The 18,256-nt window shown below is 60.6% G+C and carries 11 protein-coding genes, 1 pseudogene and 1 riboswitch; of the genes and pseudogenes, 3 read left to right on the top strand and 9 right to left on the bottom strand.

Annotated elements, in window-relative coordinates; translation table 11 throughout:
* Nucleotides 1–117: 117 nt before the first annotated feature.
* Genes BLW21_RS18030 through BLW21_RS18045 form a run of 4 tightly spaced genes read right to left on the bottom strand, consistent with a single transcriptional unit; the run spans nucleotide 118 to nucleotide 6,619 of the window.
* Nucleotides 118–1,137, bottom strand: a complete 1,020-nt coding sequence (locus tag BLW21_RS18030; protein WP_092742986.1) for an LLM class flavin-dependent oxidoreductase — start codon at nucleotides 1,135–1,137, stop codon at nucleotides 118–120.
* Nucleotides 1,138–1,143: 6 nt separating this feature from the next.
* Nucleotides 1,144–2,166: an ATP-grasp domain-containing protein gene (locus tag BLW21_RS18035; RefSeq protein WP_245711956.1), complete on the bottom strand. Its 1,023-nt coding sequence runs from the start codon at nucleotides 2,164–2,166 to the stop codon at nucleotides 1,144–1,146.
* A 53-nt stretch (nucleotides 2,167–2,219) separates the two neighbouring features.
* Nucleotides 2,220–3,575 (bottom strand): RagB/SusD family nutrient uptake outer membrane protein, encoded by a 1,356-nt coding sequence (locus tag BLW21_RS18040; protein ID WP_092742988.1) that lies wholly within the window; start codon nucleotides 3,573–3,575, stop codon nucleotides 2,220–2,222.
* 14 nt (nucleotides 3,576–3,589) lie between these two features.
* Nucleotides 3,590–6,619 carry a SusC/RagA family TonB-linked outer membrane protein gene (locus tag BLW21_RS18045; protein WP_092742991.1) on the bottom strand — a complete coding sequence of 1,010 codons (3,030 nt, stop codon included), beginning with the start codon at nucleotides 6,617–6,619 and terminating at the stop codon, nucleotides 3,590–3,592.
* Between the two features lie 533 nt (nucleotides 6,620–7,152).
* A riboswitch (SAM riboswitch) is annotated at nucleotides 7,153–7,244 on the bottom strand.
* A 659-nt stretch (nucleotides 7,245–7,903) separates the two neighbouring features.
* Between BLW21_RS18045 and BLW21_RS22210 the strand changes: the two are divergent.
* Nucleotides 7,904–8,916 (top strand): annotated as a pseudogene (locus BLW21_RS22210) (IS701 family transposase).
* A 126-nt stretch (nucleotides 8,917–9,042) separates the two neighbouring features.
* Here the strand turns inward: BLW21_RS22210 and BLW21_RS18060 are convergent.
* The 5 genes from BLW21_RS18060 to BLW21_RS21285 form a co-directional block, all read right to left on the bottom strand.
* A complete protein-coding gene (locus tag BLW21_RS18060; protein ID WP_092743000.1) occupies nucleotides 9,043–9,954 on the bottom strand; it encodes a glycerophosphodiester phosphodiesterase family protein in 912 nt (303 codons plus the stop codon).
* 86 nt (nucleotides 9,955–10,040) lie between these two features.
* Nucleotides 10,041–11,546 carry a calcineurin-like phosphoesterase C-terminal domain-containing protein gene (locus tag BLW21_RS18065; protein ID WP_092743003.1) on the bottom strand — a complete coding sequence of 502 codons (1,506 nt, stop codon included), beginning with the start codon at nucleotides 11,544–11,546 and terminating at the stop codon, nucleotides 10,041–10,043.
* A gap of 69 nt (nucleotides 11,547–11,615) precedes the next feature.
* On the bottom strand, nucleotides 11,616–13,058 hold the full coding sequence (locus tag BLW21_RS18070; RefSeq protein WP_092743006.1) for a SusD/RagB family nutrient-binding outer membrane lipoprotein: 1,443 nt from the start codon (nucleotides 13,056–13,058) through the stop codon (nucleotides 11,616–11,618).
* A 42-nt stretch (nucleotides 13,059–13,100) separates the two neighbouring features.
* Nucleotides 13,101–16,247, bottom strand: a complete 3,147-nt coding sequence (locus BLW21_RS18075) for a SusC/RagA family TonB-linked outer membrane protein (protein WP_245711957.1) — start codon at nucleotides 16,245–16,247, stop codon at nucleotides 13,101–13,103.
* Between the two features lie 411 nt (nucleotides 16,248–16,658).
* Nucleotides 16,659–16,874 carry a hypothetical protein gene (locus BLW21_RS21285; RefSeq protein ID WP_139255300.1) on the bottom strand — a complete coding sequence of 72 codons (216 nt, stop codon included), beginning with the start codon at nucleotides 16,872–16,874 and terminating at the stop codon, nucleotides 16,659–16,661.
* Nucleotides 16,875–17,169: 295 nt separating this feature from the next.
* On the opposite strand from BLW21_RS21285, the gene BLW21_RS21290 reads away from it, so the two are divergent.
* Entirely contained in the window at nucleotides 17,170–17,361 is a 192-nt protein-coding gene (locus BLW21_RS21290; RefSeq protein ID WP_139255301.1) for a hypothetical protein, read from the top strand.
* Nucleotides 17,358–18,212 carry a UDP-2,3-diacylglucosamine diphosphatase gene (locus BLW21_RS18080; protein ID WP_092743012.1) on the top strand — a complete coding sequence of 285 codons (855 nt, stop codon included), beginning with the start codon at nucleotides 17,358–17,360 and terminating at the stop codon, nucleotides 18,210–18,212. Before BLW21_RS21290 ends, BLW21_RS18080 begins: the two co-directional genes overlap by 4 nt.
* Nucleotides 18,213–18,256 lie beyond the last annotated feature (44 nt).

The raw sequence follows: 18,256 nt of genomic DNA on the forward strand, positions 1-18,256 counted from the left end.
GAAGGATAGCGGGGAACAGATAATGCGGGATGACAACGCGGCCCACCCCAGGGCGAACCGGCACAAAAAGCCGGGGGTGGGCCCAGGGCCCACCCCCGGCTTCCGGGAATTCGGGCGCTAGACCAGTACCTGGATGACGGCTTCCGAGAACCGCTCCATTTCTTCCAGCTGCGGGCTACACTGCAGCAGGAACAAATCCACGCCCACGGCTTCAAACTCGCCGATGCGGTCGGCTACCTGCTGGGGCGTGCCGGTGAGGCCGGAGCGCAGGCCCCGGTTGGAAACGGAGTAATCCGCCAGGCTCACCTGGTTTTCGAGCTGGGTGCCGGCGAGCCACTGCTGGTAGTTTTTGTAGCCGGCGGCCGAGTTCTTCACGTCGGTGATGTGGGCCAACTCCTTTTTCACCTCACTTTCGGTGTTGCGCACGATGCTGTAGGCGGCCACCCCGAACTTCATGCGGGGCAAACCCAGCTTCTCCCGGCGCTGGCTCAGGTCCTGAATCCGCCGGCCGATGGCCTGCGGGTCGTCGCCGTGCATTACGTACCCGTCGCACTGGGCCGCAATCAGGTTCTTGGCCGCTTCCGACTCGCCCCCGGCGTACAGGAATGGGGATTTGGCGGGCTTGGGCTGCAGCACGTTGTCGGCCACCTGGTAGTACTTGCCGCTGTAGCTGAAGTGGTCCTGCTTCCACAAGTTGGTCACTACGTCCAGCCACTCGGCCGTGCGGGCATACCGGTCGTCGTGCTGCTCGAACTGCACGCCGTACTTAGTGGCCTCATCCTGCCACCACGACGATACCACGTTCAAACTGAGCCGGCCACCGCTGATCAGGTCGATGTTGGCCGCCTGCTTGGCCAGCAGCGCGGGGTTGTGAAAGGTGGGGCGCACGGCCACCATCAGCTCCAGCTTGCGGGTTACGGCGGCCAGGGCGGCGGCCGTGCTCCAGGCATCCAACGAGGGTGCTTCCTCGCCCTTAATGTCGTTGAGGTTCAGTTCGGCAATCAGCGAGAGGTCGTAGCCGAGCTCCTCGCTGCGCTGGGCCAGCGTTTTCACGTAGTCCCAGTCGGCGCGCATGTTCTCATCGTCCACATTGCGCAGCCACCCGCCAAAAACGGGCATCCAATATCCGTAACGCATACTATCTTAGTGAAAAGCCGTTACCGGCAGTTGGGTGGTGGGAAGATTGTTGGTTGGTTGACTGCCGGGGTTGGCCGCGTGCAGCTGGGTTTTCAGGTAGTCCACGAAACGGGCGTAGGGGTCGAAGCCGACCACGTTCACGGCGTCGGCCACGAAGTTGGACAGGGCGTTGATGTCGTAGAACAGCACGTCGCCGGTGCGATCATCAATCAGGTATTCGATGCCGCCCACGTCAATTTTGGCGGCCGCCACGATGCGCTCCACAGCGTCAATCACTTCGGCCGGTGGCGTGAAGGCCTCCACCTGTATTCCCTTTTTCGGAGCTTCAGTCAGGCAGAACTCGGCCGACTGCTCTTCCGGAATCTGGCAGATTTCGGCCGGGCACAGGTTGAAGCTTTCGCCGGTGGTATACACCTTCATGGCGTAGAGGAATTTGCCGTTCAGGGTTTCCACGCGGTGGATGTGGCCGCCTCGGGGCATCACATACTCCTGCACCAGCGCCGTCTGGTCGATGCCCAAATCAATCTGCCCGGCGGCTACGGCGGCCTCCACCCCCTCCAGGGTATCGAAGCGGATGATGCCTGCACCGCTGCCCCCAATGTTGACCTTCACCACGAGGGGAAACTGCAGCTGCCGGGCCGCATCCGGAATGCGGGACGCGTGGTTCACCACGAAGGACTTCGGAAACTTCAGACCCAGCGAGGCAAACAGGCTGAGCTGCCGGGCCTTGTTGGTTTCGATGCTGGTAGCCACCGAGCCGTTGATGATGCGCGTGCCGATGCGCTCCAAATGCGCCGCGTAGCCGGCCGTGTGGAAGATGCCCTGGCCGTGCCCGCGCAGGTAGGCTGAGGAGCTCATCCGATTCACCACCAGCGCGTAGCGGCTCTCGGTTTCGGAAGGATCGAACAGGTGGTGGGCGGCGTCGATTTTCTCGTAGGGCAGGCCGCGGCGGTCCAGCTCCGCAAACAGGGGCTTGAACCATTCCGGGTGCTCGAAGTAAATGCCGATGGGATTAGGGGAAGTGGCCATGGAGTGAAAAAGTGAGAGAAGAAACTGGGAAATTCAGGTGCCTGCCCCGCGGGTTAGTAGCCGGGGTTTTGCTCCAGGTCGGGGTCGGCTACCAAGTCGTTGAAGGGCAGCGGGAACACCCAGCGGCGCTGGTCTGTGACGCCAAGCACGGCCCCGGCACGGCCGGTGCGTACCAGGTCAAACCACCGGTCGGCCTCAAATGCAAACTCCACCCGTCGCTCGTTCTCGATGGCCAGCAACAGGGCGTCGGCCGTGGTGGCGGTGCGGGCCGGCACCCCGGCGCGGCTGCGCACGGCGTTCAGGTCGGCCAGAGCCTCAGTGAGCTTGCCCTGTTTGGCGCGGGCCTCGGCCCGGATGAGGTATTGCTCGGCCAGGCGCAGCACGTAACTGGGGTCGTCGCGCTGGGCCGAGCGGCTGTAGAGGTTACCGTAAGTGACGCTGGTTCCGGCAATGGTGGTAGTACCCAGCAGGGCCGAGCGGCTGCCGCCCACGGTGGGGTCATTGAGCAGCGTAATGGCGGCGGGCACGGGCTGGAAGTTAAACTGCCCACCCAGCGCGCTCGGAAACCAGTTGTTCCACATGGTGTTGGCGTCGGCGTTGCTGAAGGTGAGCTCGAAAATGGCCTCCCGGCTCCCGAACGGGGCCGTAGAAATGGCGCGGTAAGGCGTCACCAGCCCATAGTTGGCATTGCCGATTACCTGAGTGGCGTAGCTCTCGGCGTCGCTCCACTGCTGGCGGTATAGGTGCAGGCGGGCGCGCAAAGCCCGCACCGAAGCCTTCACGGCCCGGTTGCGGGTGGCAGCCTCGGGCAGCAGGGTTTCGGCCTGGGTCAGGTCCGTGAGCACTTGGTCGTAGGTCTGGGCCGGGGTGCTGCGGCGGGTGCCGCGGCCGTTCTCCTTAGTGCGGGTGGGCGTGAGTACCAGCGGTACGCCGCCCCAGCCCCGGTTCAGGTCGAAGTACACCAGGGCCCGCAGGAAGTAAGCCTCGCCCAGCAGTTGGTTTTTCTCGGCGGCCGGCAGCAGCGGGTCACTCAGGCCAGGGACGGCCGCAATGACGTTATTGGCCCCGTTGACAGCTTGGTACATCTGCGTCCAAGCTTCGGTGATGAGCACGTTATCGGCGCTGAGCTGGTTCTGGTCGATCTGCAGAAACTGGTTGAGCGTACCATTGAAGCGCACATTCTCGCCGGGCAGAAAGCCCAGCACCGGCCAGTTGAGCTGGTAGTAGGCCTGCACCCGGTCATACACGCCGATGGTGGCCGAGCGGGCACTGCCTGCGTCGGCAATAGCCTGACCATCGGGCAACTGCTGCACCGGGGTAGGCTCCAGCAGGTCGTTGCAAGCCGATAAACTCAGAGCTGAAGCCCCCAGCACGGCGGCAAATAGTAAGTGGTAGAGCGAAGATTTCATCTGATGGCAAAGGCTTAGAGTCCAATCGTTACGCCCACCTGGAAGGTGCGCGGCTGGGGCACCGTGGCCCAGTCGAAGTTTTTGGTGTTGCTCACCCCGCTCTGCGAGTTCACCTCGGGGTCGAGGCCGGAGTAGGGCGTGAGGGTGAACAGGTTGGCCGCCTGCACGTACACGCGCAGCGAGTTAAGGCGGGCCTTGCTGGCCACGTCCTTCGGCACGGTGTAGCCGAGCGAGAGGGTGCGCAGGCGCAGAAAGGAGCCGTCCTCCAGATACCGGTCGCTCAGGTTCTGCACCACGCCGCCGTAGTTGTTGGAGGCCGGGTTGGTGGTCAGGCGCGGAATGTCGGTCTGGTCGCCGGGCTGCTGCCAGCGGTCCAGCTGCTCGCGCAGATAGCCAATGTTGCTCTGCGTGCCGCCGTGCACCAGGAAGAAGCGGTTCATGTTCATGATTTTCGCCCCTTGCTCGAAGTTGAGCGTGAAGCCCAGATCCAGCCCTTTATAGGTGACTGAGTTAGTCAGTCCCCCAAAATAGTTGGGCCAGGCGTTGCCCACCAGCTGGCGGTCGGCCACGGTCAGCTGCCCGTCGCCGTTTGCGTCCTCGTATTGAGCGTCGCCGTTTTCGGGGTTCACGCCGGTCTGGTTATAGAGCCAGAACGAGAAGAGTGGAGCCCCTTCTTCCAGTCGGAAAATGTCGCGTGAGCCCGAGGTGATGGGCGCGGCCAGCTTCTCAATTTTGTTCACGTTGCGGGCCACGTTGGCCGTGGTGCTCCACTGCACAGCGGCGGTGCGCGGCAGCCAGTTGGCCGTCACCTGCCCCTCGAAGCCCTTGTTGCTCACGGCCCCGTAGTTCTCCACCACCGAGGCGAAGCCGGTTTTGCGCGGCACCGGCACGTCCAGCAGCAGGCCGGAGGTGTACTTGTCGTAATAGTTGAACTCCAGCAGCAGGCGGTTCTGCAGCACGGCCGCGTCCAGGCCCACGTTCCACTGGCGGGTGCTTTCCCAGCTCAGCGCGGGGTTGGCCAGCTGCAGGGGCCGGGTGCCCGGCAAGTCGAGGTAGTTGGCCCCGCCCTGCACCAGCCCGCGGGCAGCAAAGTCGCTGATTCCAGCCTGGTTGCCGGTTTTGCCCAGGCTACCGCGCAGCTTCAGCTCCTGAAACACGTTCAGGTTGCGGATAAATTCTTCCTCGCCCAGGCGCCAGCCCAGGCCCACGGCCGGGAAGTAGCCCCAGCGGTTGTCGGCCCCGAAGCGGGACGAAGCGTCGGCCCGCACGCTCACGTCGGCCGTATAGCGCTGTTTGAAGCTGTAAGTGGCCTTGCCGAAGAAGGAAAGCAGCCCTGCCTGGGAGCGGGCCGAGGAGCCCGTTTGGGTAGCGGCCGAGGCAATGCTGGTCAAATCGTTGCTCGGAAACTGCTGGCCGGCCAAGCTGGTGCGCTGGAAGGTGTTTTTCTGGATGGTGTTGCCCACCAACGCCTGCAGCGAGTGGTTTTCGCCGAAATCCACTGAGTAGTTCAGGGTCTGCTCGTTGAGCAGAGTGATGTCGCGCGAGAGGAAGGAGGTGGCCGTGCCCCGGGGCTGCCCGGCCAGAATGAGCGTGTTGTTGAAGTTGTTCTCGTACATATCGTTGAAGTCGATGCTCCAACTGCTGCGCAGGGTCAGGTGCTTGCCAAACTGGTACTGTCCGTACACGTTCGAGATGACGCGCGAGCCCACCGCATCGTTGTTGAGGTTGTCAATCAGGGCCTGGTGGTTGTCGAAGGAGCCGTACTTGGCGTAGGAGCGGTCGGGATTGTAGACCGGCAGGTTGGTGCGCGGAAACAGGGCCGAGTTGATGACGCCCACCGGGTTGTTGTCGTTGCTGCTCACGTTGCGGTGGGTGCGCGTGAGGGCCGTGCTGGTGCCGATGCGCAGCCGGTCCGTGACGGTGTTATCCAGGTTGACGCGCAGACTGAACCGGTCGAAATTGGTGGGCCGGGCAATACTTTGCTGCCGGAAGTATCCCCCGCCCACGTAGAACTGGGTCTTCTCCGAGCCCCCAGCCGCCGACAGCTCGTAGCTCTGGGTCTGGGCCGTGCGGAACACGTCCGAGAGCCGGTCGTAGGTTTGCTGCTCCTCGGGCAGGCCGCGCCCCCCCGCGGACACCGGTCGATAGGGCAGCTGCGCGGGGTTTCCGCCGTCGTTGAGGAACCGCTCGTTTTCCAGTTGGGCCAGCTCTGGGCCGGTTACCAGCTCGTACTGCTTGGGGGCCTTCGACCAGGCGTGGTAGGTGTTGAAGGTAATGCGGGTTTTGTCGCCGGCCTTGCCGCGCTTGGTGGTAATGAGCACTACCCCGTTGGCCCCCCGCGAGCCGTAAATGGCCGTGGCGTTGGCATCCTTCAGGATTTCGATACTCTCGATGTCCTGCGGATTGATATCGGCCAGCGGGTTGCTGGCCACTTGGTTGCCCAGGCCGGTGGCAATCAGGTTGGTGTTGTTGATGAACACGCCGTCCACTACGTACAGCGGATCGTTGCTGGCATTTACCGAGTTGCTGCCCCGGATGCGGATAAAAATACCGCCGCCCGGTACGCCCGAGTTGGCCGACACCTGCACGCCCGGGGCTTTGCCCTGCAGCAGCTGGTCGGGGCTGGCGGCCGGAATATCCTTGAGCGCGTCGCCGCTCACCGAACTAATGGCGCTGGTCAGCGTCTTGCGGTTCTGCTCACTGTAGCCCGTCACCACTACCTCCGAGAGCTGCTTCACGTCGGCTTTTAGGACTACGCTCACCGCACCGGCCGCGGCGGACACGGTCTGGGTTTCGTAGCCGATAGCACTGAGCAGCAGCGTACTGTTGCCGGAAGGCAGGGTCAGGGAGAAGCGCCCGTCGGGGCCGGTGGAGGTGCCGGTGGTAGTACCCTTAATGAGTACCGTCACGCCCGGCAGGGGGCTGCGGTCAGCGGCATCCGTGACGATGCCCGTCACGGTTTGGGTGGGGGCGGTCTGGGCCATACTTGGCTGTGCCAGGCTGGCCACGACTGCTGGCAACGCCAGCAGGGTAGAAGATTTCATATGGGGAAAGGGGAAGGTGTGTCTGGGGATATTGGGCCCTACTGCCGGCTGTTGGCCCCTTTCCGCCTGCTGCTACCCTGAAAATGCTGCTGGCCCACTGCCCACTCAGTTACCTGTTTCCGGCCCTGCCGCTGCCGCCGAAAGTGGAAAGCGCGGAGTTCAACCGTAAAACAGGGGGGCTGCCGTGCTCGCTCCCGCGAAACCGGCTTGATTAGCTACTAATAAAAAGCAGGGGGAACAGCCAGCAAGTGGCAAGGGCAGCACTCAGACCTGATAAGGACAGGTGCCGTAACGCCGCAAATCAAGTGCATGAGGCAACCTGAGCGGGGCAAGCGGGGGACCATAACTGGCCCGGTAGCGCGGTGAGCAGCTACAAAAGTGGTAAGCGGGGGAAGGGTGTTACGCCCTAGCAGTCCCGGCCTACCGTCGGCATACAGACGGGGCCGCGCATCATGCCATAACATCCAAGCTGTACAGCCAGACTGATATGGATACTAGCGGGAATGCGGGTGAAGGAGTTCACGGCGTTCTTGTTTTTATATGGTCAGGACTTGGCACCGTTCCGGAGTTTCCGGGGGTTGTCGGCGGTTCATAGAGCCTGTCTCTCCGCGCCTCTTTATAAAAACAATCCTTTGTGGGGGAAAGAATTGGTGCTGCAAATGTACGAGCGGATTTTTTTAAGATCCAAATTAATTATTTTTGAGGGGGCTTAAAGCAGCCGTAGCGAGCCCGGAAGAAGAGCTTCAGGACGCCATCGGAGACAGTGAAAATCGTTCAACTCAAGATCCTGATACCTGCACATCCGACCAGCGTTTCCATATGTGCCGCCCACCCAGAAATACTGCACTTGCGGTCTTTTTTTCGCCTTTTTAGCTTCTCTTCAGCCGCTTTCTTGCCCAGAAAACGGCTGAAGAAATACTAGTGTTGTTACTCCTCAATTCCCTGACTTCATCGCGTGACGGTGGCCACCGGGCCACCTCTTTAGGATGTATAAAAGATTGATCCAAAAGTTAAACGGGCGGGGCCTCTCAGGTTTTTTTTGAGGCTAATGGTCTCCGTTTCGGCCGCTTTCATACGAAACAGCGCCAGTGATTTTTCAGCATATAAGGGAGTAGCGCGAAACGCTGATTTGCGGATCGGTAAACGATGCCTGGGACCTGACATTAGAAGGAGAAAATAGGAAAAACACCGCGCAGGTCGTAGCGCAAATAGTATAGCTGGCGCCAGAGGACGGATTAATAGGACTTACGCACTTGGTGATATCCTGAGTCAAAACCCTGCCCGATGGTTACCCAAGCTACCTAATATCGAGCATTTGCTTAGCACACCGCGCAACTACACCTGCACGCACCTAGCCGAGCATCTGGCCGATGTCAGCCACGACTAGGTGAACCGGTTTTTGCGCACCAGCCACTTGCCGGCCCACCAGTTGCGGGAGTTGGTGCGGCCGCTACTCAACGACTCGCCCGAAGCCTTCCTGCTCGTCGACGACAGTGTACAGGACAAGCGCTATTCCCGTTTTATCGATGTGGCCAAACGCCAGTACTCGGGCGCCGTGCACGGCATGGTCACCGGCATCGGCCTGGTCAACCTGGTGCATAATAATGGCCAGGCCGGTGATTTTCTGCCCCTCGATTATCGGGTCTATGCCCCCCAGGACGACCTGCAGACCAAGAATGATACTTTCTGGCCATGTTCGGCCAGGTAGTGGCCGAGGGCACAATTCAGGCGCGCACCTTCTTGTTCGATTGCTGGTACGCCGGCAGCACCACCCTCAAGCGCATTCACCGCGCCGGCTGAATCTTTTTTACCAACCTCAAAAGCAACCGGCGCGTGAGCGTGCGCAAAGAAACGGGCTATCAGGCCCTGGACACGCTTGAGCCCCGGCACGGGGCTGGAGCGCGGGGGTAGAAGTGCGGTTGAAAGAAGTGCCTTTTGCCGTCAAACTCTTCAAGCTGGTGGCCACGAACGGCGACGTTGAATGGGTGATTTCCAACCACCTGGCCGCTCATTTGAGCCGGGAAATGGTTATTGAGGCCGTACAGGTGCGCTGGCAGGTGGAGGAGTTTCACCGCAGCTTCAAGCAGTTGACTGAGGCCGAGAAGTGCCAGTGCCGCAAGAGCCAGGCCCAGCGCAACCACTTCGCCTGTTGCTATCTGGCCTGGGTGTCCTTGCGCCAGTTTGCCCGGCATGCCACCCAAACCATGTAGCAGGCCCAGCAGCAGCAATAGGCCCCTTACTTGCGCCAGCTACTGGCTAAACCCCTCATTCCCGCACTGCTGCCACCAACTGCGTAAGTCCTATACCAGTGACCTCCCGCCACAACACCAACGTAATGGCTTGGCGGGCTGAAACCGCTACCCGATGTTGCTACTCGAAAACCACATGACAATAGCCAGTGAGGCCGGCGGAATAAGTGGCTATTAAGGTCTGGAGCGTCGATGCTCAGGCCAGTGATTGGGTAAGGTGATAAACAAGTCCGGGTAATCAGTGATGATGCCGTCCACGCGCAACTGCATCAGCTGTTCGATAGCAGCAGCAGAATTTACGGTCCAGGCAATCACCTGAATGTCATTCTTATGGCAAGCCGCCACGAGTGCGGCGGTTACCAGCCGGTAAGCAGGGCTATAGATGCTGGGCCGGAAGCTAAGGCGGTGCAGGTTGGCGTCAAGCCCGAGCAGATTTTCCACCAGAAGCGCCGTGCGCCATGTTGGCTCAGCTTTATGCACCAGCTCCAGCGTACGCGGGTCGAAGGATTGAACGGTGACGCGGCCTGCAATGCCCTTGGCGCGTACCACGGCCAGCAGCAGGTCCACAAACGGTTCGGGCGCCGGATGCAGGGTACCGTCGCCGGCCGGAGTAGTTTTGGTTTCGATATTGTAGTGCGGCGCGGGCAGCTTTTTCAGGCGGGCGTAGGCTTCTGCTGAGTCGATGACCTCGGTCAGGAGCGGCTTATAGGTGCGTAGTTTCTGCTGCCTCGGGAACTTGGCATACAACTTACTGCCCACATCGTAACGCCTGATTTCGGCGTAGGGCAGATCGTAGAGGCGGTGTTGCTGTTCCTCGGTTTTGGCAATCGGCTGGCCGTTGGGCATCAGCACGAAGTCGGCGTTTAAAAACGGGTCGTGGGAGAGCATGAGCTGATTGTCTTGGCTGACCAGCACATCCATTTCCAGCGTGGTTACGCCCAGATCCTGCGCTTTGCGCATGGCCGGAATGGTATTTTCGGGCATCAGGCCGCGGCAACCCCGGTGCCCCTGGCGGTCGAGCGGCGCGGTCTGGGCGGTGGCGGTGAAGGTGCCAAACAGAAAGAGAAACAGCGGTAGAAACTTCATTATCGGGCGTAAGCAGACAGATGGCAAAACTCCGCAGCCCAGGGCAACGGCCCCGAACTACGGAGCGAAGGCCGCGGGAGAACTGTTTACGCGCTCAGCGTGTCGGTGTACACCTGCCCGAACCGGTCAGTGACTTCCACCCGAATCTGCCGCGCCTGCGCCGATACGTTGGCCACGAACAAATGCTCGGTGAGGGTCGGCTCTACCCACTTGTGCTTGGTGGGCAGCGCCGGCCCCGCGTGCAGTTGCACCGACAGCGGATCGAGGCCGGTATACTGGCGCATGGCGCCCTTACGTACGCCGTCCTCAAACCAGGCTACTTGCCAGGTGGGGTCCCAGTTCCAGACGTTCACGACCAGCGCCTCGGGGCGGTCTGGCAGGCTGCCTTTGGGGTAGACGCGGAACTGGTGGCTGCGTTCCTGGCCGATGGCCTTGTAGTACCATTTTAGCTCGGATCCGTGCACTTCATAAACGCCGTAGCCGCCGGGCGTACCATCGGTGCAGATGGGACCGGTCCACCACGCGCCGCATACCGTGCCGTGCACGTGTTCGGTCACATTGTCGGCGGTTTGCAGCACCTCGTTGAAATGGGTGTGGCCCGACATAATGTGGGCTCGATAGGGCTTCAGCAGCCGGTACAGCTCGTGGCGGTTGGCTACTACGCCGCCCATGGGTTCTTCCTTCTCTTTGTTGCGCAGGTGCTGCCGGGTGTAGGGCGGAATGTGCAAACTCACTACCACCGTCGTGCCGGCTTTCACGTGGGCCAGATCCTGCTCCAGCCACGCCAGTTGCCGCTCGGTGAGGTACCCAATATACTTCTTGGGCGGGCCGATGAAAAACACGTCATCCAGCACCACATAGTGAATTTCGCCCCGATTGAACGAGTAGTACGTGGGGCCGAACAGCTGCTTGAACGTGTCGGACGAGTGCTCATCGGTGCGGGCCGTCAGGTCCATGTCGTGGTTGCCGATTACCTGGAAGAACGGGATGCCGGTGCTGGCTACCCCCTGCTTGTAGTCTTCGAAGAGTTCGAATCGGTCCCACACCAAATCCCCGCACCCGATGCCGTGAAACAGCGTGTTCGGACCGTAGCTGGCTATCAGCTTTTGGGTATCGGGTACGGCTGTGGCCTTGAACTCGGCGGCATCGGCTTTGGAAATCATCTGCGGATCGGCCCACACAATAAAGTTGTGCTGAGTATCATCCTGGCGGAGCTTGCGCAGCTCGAAATCGGCCCTGAAGCGCCCCTTCACCGGCTCTTTGCGGCGGTAGAAGCGCGTTACGCCCTGCTCGTGCGCAAACTCGTAGCCACGCGGTACCGATAGGAATACGAACTCAGTGGCGCCGCTGCTGTCCAATTCGTACTGCCCCCTGGCATCCGTGAGCGTGACGCCAATGCCGTCTGAAACGGCCACGCCGGCAATGCCCTGGCCTCCTGCCTGCACCTTGCCGCTGAGCGTAACCACAGTAGTTTCCAGGCTGGCCGCCGTGGCCACTGCCTTCGGCCGGGCCAGTCCTAGGTTCACGTCCAGCGTTATACCCAGGCCCGCCAGGCCGATGGATTTGAGAAAGGTTCTGCGTTGTTGCGACATTATGCGAGTGTCGATTAAGCGGGTTTCAATTAAACAGAATAGCAAATGCCTTTAGAGGGAGCCGTTACGCTACTTTTCCCACCATACTTTGGTGTTCACGTCGTCGGTACCCATGGCCTGCACGGCGGCGCGGTAGTTGGTGCCGTTGTTGGTTTGCACCACTAGCGGGTATTTAAAGCGCGTCGGCATCACGCCACCGTTCTGCAAATCCTGGCCGCGCGGCAGCACCGGCAGCCCGGTGCGGCGGTACTCAAACCACTGCTGGTAGTCGTTGAAGTACAGCGCGTAATACTTCTGGAGCATGATGCGTGCCAGCGTCCCATCGTAGGCCGCGGCGGCGTTCTGGAAATAAGTGGCTGGCAGCACGGCCCCCCATTGCTCGACGGCGGCGCGCACGCCCTGCTCGTAGTGCGTGCGGGCGTCAGCGGTGGTGTAGCCTTTCTGCGCGGCCTCCGCCTTAATAAATTCTACTTCGGCGTAGCTCATCAGCACCGACGGCATGGGAGCGGCTACCGTGGCCGAAACCAGGGCAATGTTGAGGTTGGACGGCAGGTACTGAAACTGCGCATCGCTGCCACCGTAGGCGCTTGAAATGCCGCGGTAACCAATAGTAGTGCTGCCGTTCGAGGTGCGGGCCAGCGTGTTGAACTTGGGCAGGCGCGGATCGGTCCAGGTGTTCAGGTTGTCGATGAAAAACGAAGCGGCGGCCCGGAACGTGGTGAAGTCGATGGCGCGGCCCCAGGGCGAAATATTGGGGGTTACGCCCGTGATTTTCAGGACGGCCGCTTCGCTGTTCTGGGTGAACACCGGGTACTTCGTGGGGTCGTTGATCATGGCCGCCAGCCGGGTGGCGGTGTTCATCTCGGGGCGTTTGGAAACGCGCAGCAACAGGCGCATCCGCAGCGAGTTGCAGAACCGCCGCCAGCTGGGCACGCTGTTGTTGTAGAGTAGGTCGCTGCCGTAGCCCATGGCTTTATTGGCATCGAAGAGGCTATTGGCACGGTCCAAGTCGTCGAGCAACTGGGTGTACACCTGCTGCTGCGAATCGAAAATCGGGTAGAGAATCCCTTCCTCGGCGCGGCTGGCTTCGGTCATGGGCACATCGCCGAAGCAGTCGCTGAGGTTGGCGTACACCCAGGCGTTCAAAGTCAGTGCTACGGCTTCGTAGTTGGCATCCTGGGCAGCCACAGCAGCAGTGCGCATCTCCCGGATGTTGGCCAGCCAGCGGTAGTATGTGGTCCAGGTGGAGTTGCCGGCGCTTTCGCTCACCAGGTAACGGTGCACCCCGCCCGACACACTTGGGAACGGCAAGGCCACCTGCATGATATCAAAGGTGAAACCATCTGCGCGGCTGGTGTTAAAGGCCGCCACCTCATACACGATGGGGTTGAGCAGCGTGCCCGGGCTGATCTTTTCGATGCGGTTGGGGTCGGTGTTCAACTCCTCAAACCCATCGGTACACGACACTACGCCACCACTCAGGGCCAGCAGCAGGGTTACATATTTTTTCATTGCAAACAAGGAAGGGGAAGCGAGGAGCCAGGAGGTGACTGTTTAGAATTTCAGCGTGACGTTGACGCCCATGGTGCGGGTGGAGGGCAACTGGCCGATTTCGACGCCGGGCAGAATGGTGCCGCCGTTGAGGGCCGCCGTTTCGGGGTCGAACATGGGAAACCGGGTCCACATGGCTAGGTCGCGCCCGTAGAGGCCAACGGTGGCGCCGGTCAGGGCCTTGGTGCGGGCCAGCAGGGCAACGGGCAGGTTGAACTCGAGGCGGGCCTCCCGCAACTTCAGGTAAGACGCATCAAACGAGTTGCTCTCGATGTTGGCGCGGCGGTAATACTCGGCGTAATAAGCGACCGGAAGCACCTGCTTGGTGTTGGGCGAGTACGTGCCGTCGGCATTCTGTACCACCCCGTCGCCGACGATGAAGCCTTCTTCGCGGCCCGGCAGCGTTGATTTCAGCTTGCCCTGCTCGCTCATTTTGTGGTGTGTCTGGGAGTAAACGATACCGCCGTACTGGCCATCAAATAGCACGCTCATCCGGAAATTCTTGTAGAAAAACTCGTTCAAGAAACCGCCCTTCCAGTCGGCGTAGGCCCGCCCGATGTACTTGATGTTGGCGGGCTGCACCGGCAAACCGTCTTTGTTATAGATAATCTGGCCAGCGGGCGAGTAGTCGAAGCCGTAGCCGTAGATGTCGCCGGTGGTGCCACCCACCTTGGCTAAGATGGTAGCCGTACCGCCGGTGCCAATCACCTGCTGGTCTTCCAACTCGCCGGCTAGGCTTAGCACCTTATTGCGGTTGTGGGCCCAGGTAACGGTATTTTTCCACTTGAAGGCGTTGTTATCAACGGGGCGGGTGTTGAGCACAACCTCCACTCCCCGGTTGCGCACCTTGCCGGCGTTAAGCAGCGCGCGGCTATAGCCGGTGGTCGGGTCGATAGGCACTTCCAAGATCTGGTTGCCGGTGGTGTTCTGGTAAACCGTCAGGTCGGCTCCAATGCGCCCCTGAAACATAAGGTACTCCAGGCCCGCCTCGTAGCTGAGGGTCTCTTCGGGCTTCAGGTTCTTGTTATAGAGGGTGGTTGCAACCGATCCAGCCCCCGCAAAGTCGCTGCGGTTGTAGTACTTGTTATTGCCATACGGGTCGGTATCGTTGCCAACTTTGGCCACCGATAAGCGCAGCTTGGCCAACGAGACAGATGCGGGCATGGGCAGCAGCTCGCTGAGAATAAAGCTGGAGCTGATGGAAGGGTAGGAGAACGGGGAAGCCGCCACCGGCAGCGCGCTCGACCAGTCGTTGCGGGCAGTCAGGTCCACGAAGATTTTGTCGTCGTAGGAAAACGTGGCCAGGGCGTAGTTGCTGTTGATGTCTTTCTCGTAGGTACCCAAGCCGAGAAGCGGGCTATTCGCCCCATTGGCCAGCTTGTACACGCCCGGAATCACCAGGTCGCGCACGGAGGCATCGGTGTTGCGGTTGCGGCGGCGCATGGCGTTGGCGCCCACCGAGGCGCGGACGTCGAATCGCGTATTGAACTGCCGGTGGTAGGTCAGCAGGAAGTCGGTGTTGACCTCATAATTACTGATATCCTGCTGCTTGAAATACCCCTTCTGGAAGTTAGCCGTGCTGTAGGGGCGGCGCATCTCGCGCCGTTCCTGCGTCATGGCCAGGCCCGAGCGGAGCAGCAAGCTGAAGTTGGGCGCAAAATCATACGTGCCCGAGATATTGCCAACGGTAGTGCGCGTGATGGCCGAGTTGGTCATCTCCTGGGCAATCAGATAGGGGTTATCAATGAACGAACTGAACGGGTGCACCTGATCTACCTGGTCGAAGCCGTTTTTCCAGATGGTACGATACGCATCGAGCGGTACGTTCGGATTCTGAAAAATCAGGAAGTACGCCAGCGACTGGTTGTTGTAGCCGGTGGCGGGCAAATTGTCGCTGGTTCGGTTGGTGAAGTTCACCTTGCCCGCCAGCTTCAGCTTCGCCGTGATGCTGTGGTTAACGCTCAGGGCCGCCGTCAGCCGCTCGTAACCGGTGTTGGGCATAATCCACTCATTTTTAGAGTGCGTAATAGACGCCCGGGCCGAGCTGATTTCGCTGCCCCCTTCCAGCGCCACGCTGTTGGTAAGCGTGGAGCCGGTCCGGAAAAAGCCCTTGATGTTGTTTTTGTAGGGCACCCACGGCAGCCGTTCCGTGGACTGGGCCTGCGTGGCGGGGTCGTACTGGTAGTAGCGCTGCCCGTCGAACTTCGGCCCAAACGCGCTGCTGGTGCCGCCCGTGTTGGCCCCGTCGGCGGAGGCGCCGTAGGAGTAGTACATCTGGCCGGCCGCGTTGAGGGCGCGGCCTGTGCCCTGGCCGTACTCGTACTGGTAGTCGGGCCATTGCAGCACCGTGTTGACGCTGAAATTGCTGTTTACCGTCACGCCCAGTCCCTTTTTCTTGCGCGAGCCGGTTTTGGTGGTGATGATGAGCGCGCCGTTGGCGGCGCGACTGCCATAAAGCGCCGCGGCCCCGGCCCCCTTCAGCACCGTAATGCTGGCAATATCGTCGGGGTTGATGTCGGCAATGCCGTTGCCGAAGTCCACGGGCACGTCGTTGCCGGCCCCCGCTCCGTAGGCGCTGCCCACGCCGGAGCTGGTCAGGCCGCTGTTCATGGGTACACCGTCGAGTACGATCAGGGCATTGTTGCCATTGGGGTTCAGCGAGTTGTCGCCGCGCAGCGAAATGCGGGTGGAATTTACTGGGCCCGAGCCCGCGGAAATCAAATTAAGCCCCGCCACCTTACCCGACAGCGCCTGCGAGAAGTTGTTGGGCCGGGCTTCCAGCAGCGCTTCGCCGCCAATCGTCTGGGTGGCGTAGCCCAGCGCTTTTTGCTCCCGCTTGATGCCTAGGGCCGTCACGACCACTTCGTTGAGCTGCTTGGCGTCGGGCGTCAGGCGCAGATTCAGTTGGGTTTTACCTTCCACCGGCACTTCCCGCGGCAGGAAGCCAATGTATGTAATCAGCAGCACAGCATCGGCCGGGGTGCTAAGCGTATAGGCCCCCTGCGCATTGGTGGACGTACCGTTGGTGGTGCCCTTGACCACCACGGTAGCGCCGGGTAGCAGCTGGCCCTGGTCGTCGGTCACGGTGCCCGAAACGGATTGGGTTTGTGCAAAAGCGCTGCTGCTCAGCAAGAGCACAGGAGTGCCCATGGCACAGAGCCGGATGGCTCGAGCTAAGTGTTTGTAAAGCATTATTTTGTAGAGTTATTTCGCCCGCAAAACTACCTGCCTCCCGTTACCAGAGTGTTATCCCAAGGCTAAGCTATTGCACACTTCACAGAATATACATCCCCTCTTTAATACAAAATCATAGCTAAATATTCGGCAGTCGGCGCTGCCCAACGCCGCGACCCGTCCGGGGTGCAGGCCGCAGTATGTGCCGTAGTCCGCAACTTGGGTAGTATAGAAAACCCCAGCGTTGCAGCGCCGGGGTTTCAGGATGGTCAAAGCGGCAGCTACCTTCATGTAGTACCTCGCTTCTCCGCCGGCAAAGGTGCGGGGCACTTATTATTTCTGGATGACGCCCCGGTTATGCTTGTGCAAAGACTTGCCTAAAAGCGGCTACTGCCAGAGATGGGGCATAATTTCGGCCAGCGATAGGTGCCCCGCTACATAGCGGGCCATCAGAATCTGGCTGGCGGCACTGGGCGGAGGCATGCCACTCAACTGCAAGGCCCGGTTGATACCCAGTAACCGTCGGGTAGTGGAAGGTGGCGAGGGGGGCAGTGCCACTGGCGGGGTTTCCAGTAGGCACTTCTCAAAAAGAATATGACGCATGTGGAAGTAGGAGTAGGTTGCGCTGGCAAAGCTCGCCCTGCTAAGTAACGTGAATGTGCCCCACCCATCATGCTTTTGTTATGCCGGTCAGAAAAGCGGGGCGGTGGCCACCATAAAGCCAACGAGAGTAGCCGAGGACCTGAGTTTGGTGGCCTGCCTAAGGGTTTATCCACCGTGAAACCGAGCGCACCCGACGCCTGCTCGGCCAGTAGGCAAGAAGTACAAGCATAACGTGCCCGTAATACTTGGTTCATACGATAACAGGACCTTTGAGCTGCATCAACAGACTGACGCCATGCATGTTTCCACCCCGATTCTGCTCTTACGCCGCTTGCTGAGCTGGTTAGGTTATCTACTGTTTCAGTTAGTGCTGGTAGTTGTTTATGGCCTGCACCTGATTCGGGCGCTCCGTTCGCCATTTCGGGCCAACGAGTTGCCGCGCGCCCCACTGCAACCCTATTTCTGGGCCCGCCCGGTTATCGGATGAATAAACTCCCGCCGCGTCGTCAGCTGGAAGTAGTCGTCATTTCCGACGTGCATCTGGGTACTTACGGCTGCCACGCCGTGGAGCTGCTGCGCTACCTGCGCAACATCCGGCCCGAGGTGCTGGTGCTCAACGGGGACATTGTCGACATCTGGCAGTTCAGCAAAAACTACTGGCCTCCTGCCCACATGCGCGTTGTGCGCCACTTGGTGGGCCTGCTGGCCAAGGGCACCCGCATCCACTACATTACCGGTAACCACGACGAGCTGTTGCGCCGCTTTGCCGGCACCCGGCTCGGAGGCCTGTCTATTGCCAACAAGTTGGTTCTGGACTTGCCCGCGGGCAAAACCTGGCTCTTTCATGGCGACGTGTTTGACGTGACCATGCGCCACGCCCGCTGGCTGGTCCGGCTGGGCGCGCACGGCTACGACGCGCTGATTGTGCTCAACCGCGTGGTCAACTTTATGCTTAACAAGCTGGGCCGTCCGCGCGTGGCGTTGTCTAAAGCGGTGAAAGACCGCGTGAAGGGGGCGGTGAGCCTGGTAGGCAATTTTGAGCAGACGGCTGCCACCATTGCCGCCGACGCGGGTTACCGTTACGTGGCCTGCGGCCACATTCACCAGCCCGCTATTAAGCCCGTGCAAACCGAGCGAGGTGAGGTGGTTTACCTCAATTCCGGCGACTGGGTGGAGAACCTGACGGCGCTGGAGTATACCACTGCTACCGGCTGGCAGCTCTACCAGTACGCCGCCGACCCCCGTATGCAGCTACCGGCCCTACCTGACCCCGACGACCTCGATACGGCCGATATCCTGCTCTCAAGCCTACTGGCTGAATTCAATATTGCTCCGTAAGGAGTCAGCCTCTCCGGCTACTCCGAAACGCTAACCTGGTCTCT

Source organism: Hymenobacter psychrophilus (genome assembly GCF_900107135.1).
GTDB classification, from domain to species: domain Bacteria; phylum Bacteroidota; class Bacteroidia; order Cytophagales; family Hymenobacteraceae; genus Hymenobacter; species Hymenobacter psychrophilus.

Excerpts from the sequence above, each read along its gene's own strand:
- BLW21_RS18070 (WP_092743006.1), bottom strand. The coding sequence starts at position 13,058 with ATGAAAAAATATGTAACCCTGCTGCTGGCCCTGAGTGGTGGCGTAGTG.
- BLW21_RS21290 (WP_139255301.1), top strand. The coding sequence starts at position 17,170 with ATGCATGTTTCCACCCCGATTCTGCTCTTACGCCGCTTGCTGAGCTGG.
- BLW21_RS18065 (WP_092743003.1), bottom strand. The coding sequence starts at position 11,546 with ATGTCGCAACAACGCAGAACCTTTCTCAAATCCATCGGCCTGGCGGGC.
- BLW21_RS21285 (WP_139255300.1), bottom strand. The coding sequence starts at position 16,874 with ATGCGTCATATTCTTTTTGAGAAGTGCCTACTGGAAACCCCGCCAGTG.
- BLW21_RS18040 (WP_092742988.1), bottom strand. The coding sequence starts at position 3,575 with ATGAAATCTTCGCTCTACCACTTACTATTTGCCGCCGTGCTGGGGGCT.
- BLW21_RS18035 (WP_245711956.1), bottom strand. The coding sequence starts at position 2,166 with ATGGCCACTTCCCCTAATCCCATCGGCATTTACTTCGAGCACCCGGAA.
- BLW21_RS18080 (WP_092743012.1), top strand. The coding sequence starts at position 17,358 with ATGAATAAACTCCCGCCGCGTCGTCAGCTGGAAGTAGTCGTCATTTCC.
- BLW21_RS18030 (WP_092742986.1), bottom strand. The coding sequence starts at position 1,137 with ATGCGTTACGGATATTGGATGCCCGTTTTTGGCGGGTGGCTGCGCAAT.
- BLW21_RS18075 (WP_245711957.1), bottom strand. The coding sequence starts at position 16,247 with ATGGGCACTCCTGTGCTCTTGCTGAGCAGCAGCGCTTTTGCACAAACC.
- BLW21_RS18045 (WP_092742991.1), bottom strand. The coding sequence starts at position 6,619 with ATGAAATCTTCTACCCTGCTGGCGTTGCCAGCAGTCGTGGCCAGCCTG.
- BLW21_RS18060 (WP_092743000.1), bottom strand. The coding sequence starts at position 9,954 with ATGAAGTTTCTACCGCTGTTTCTCTTTCTGTTTGGCACCTTCACCGCC.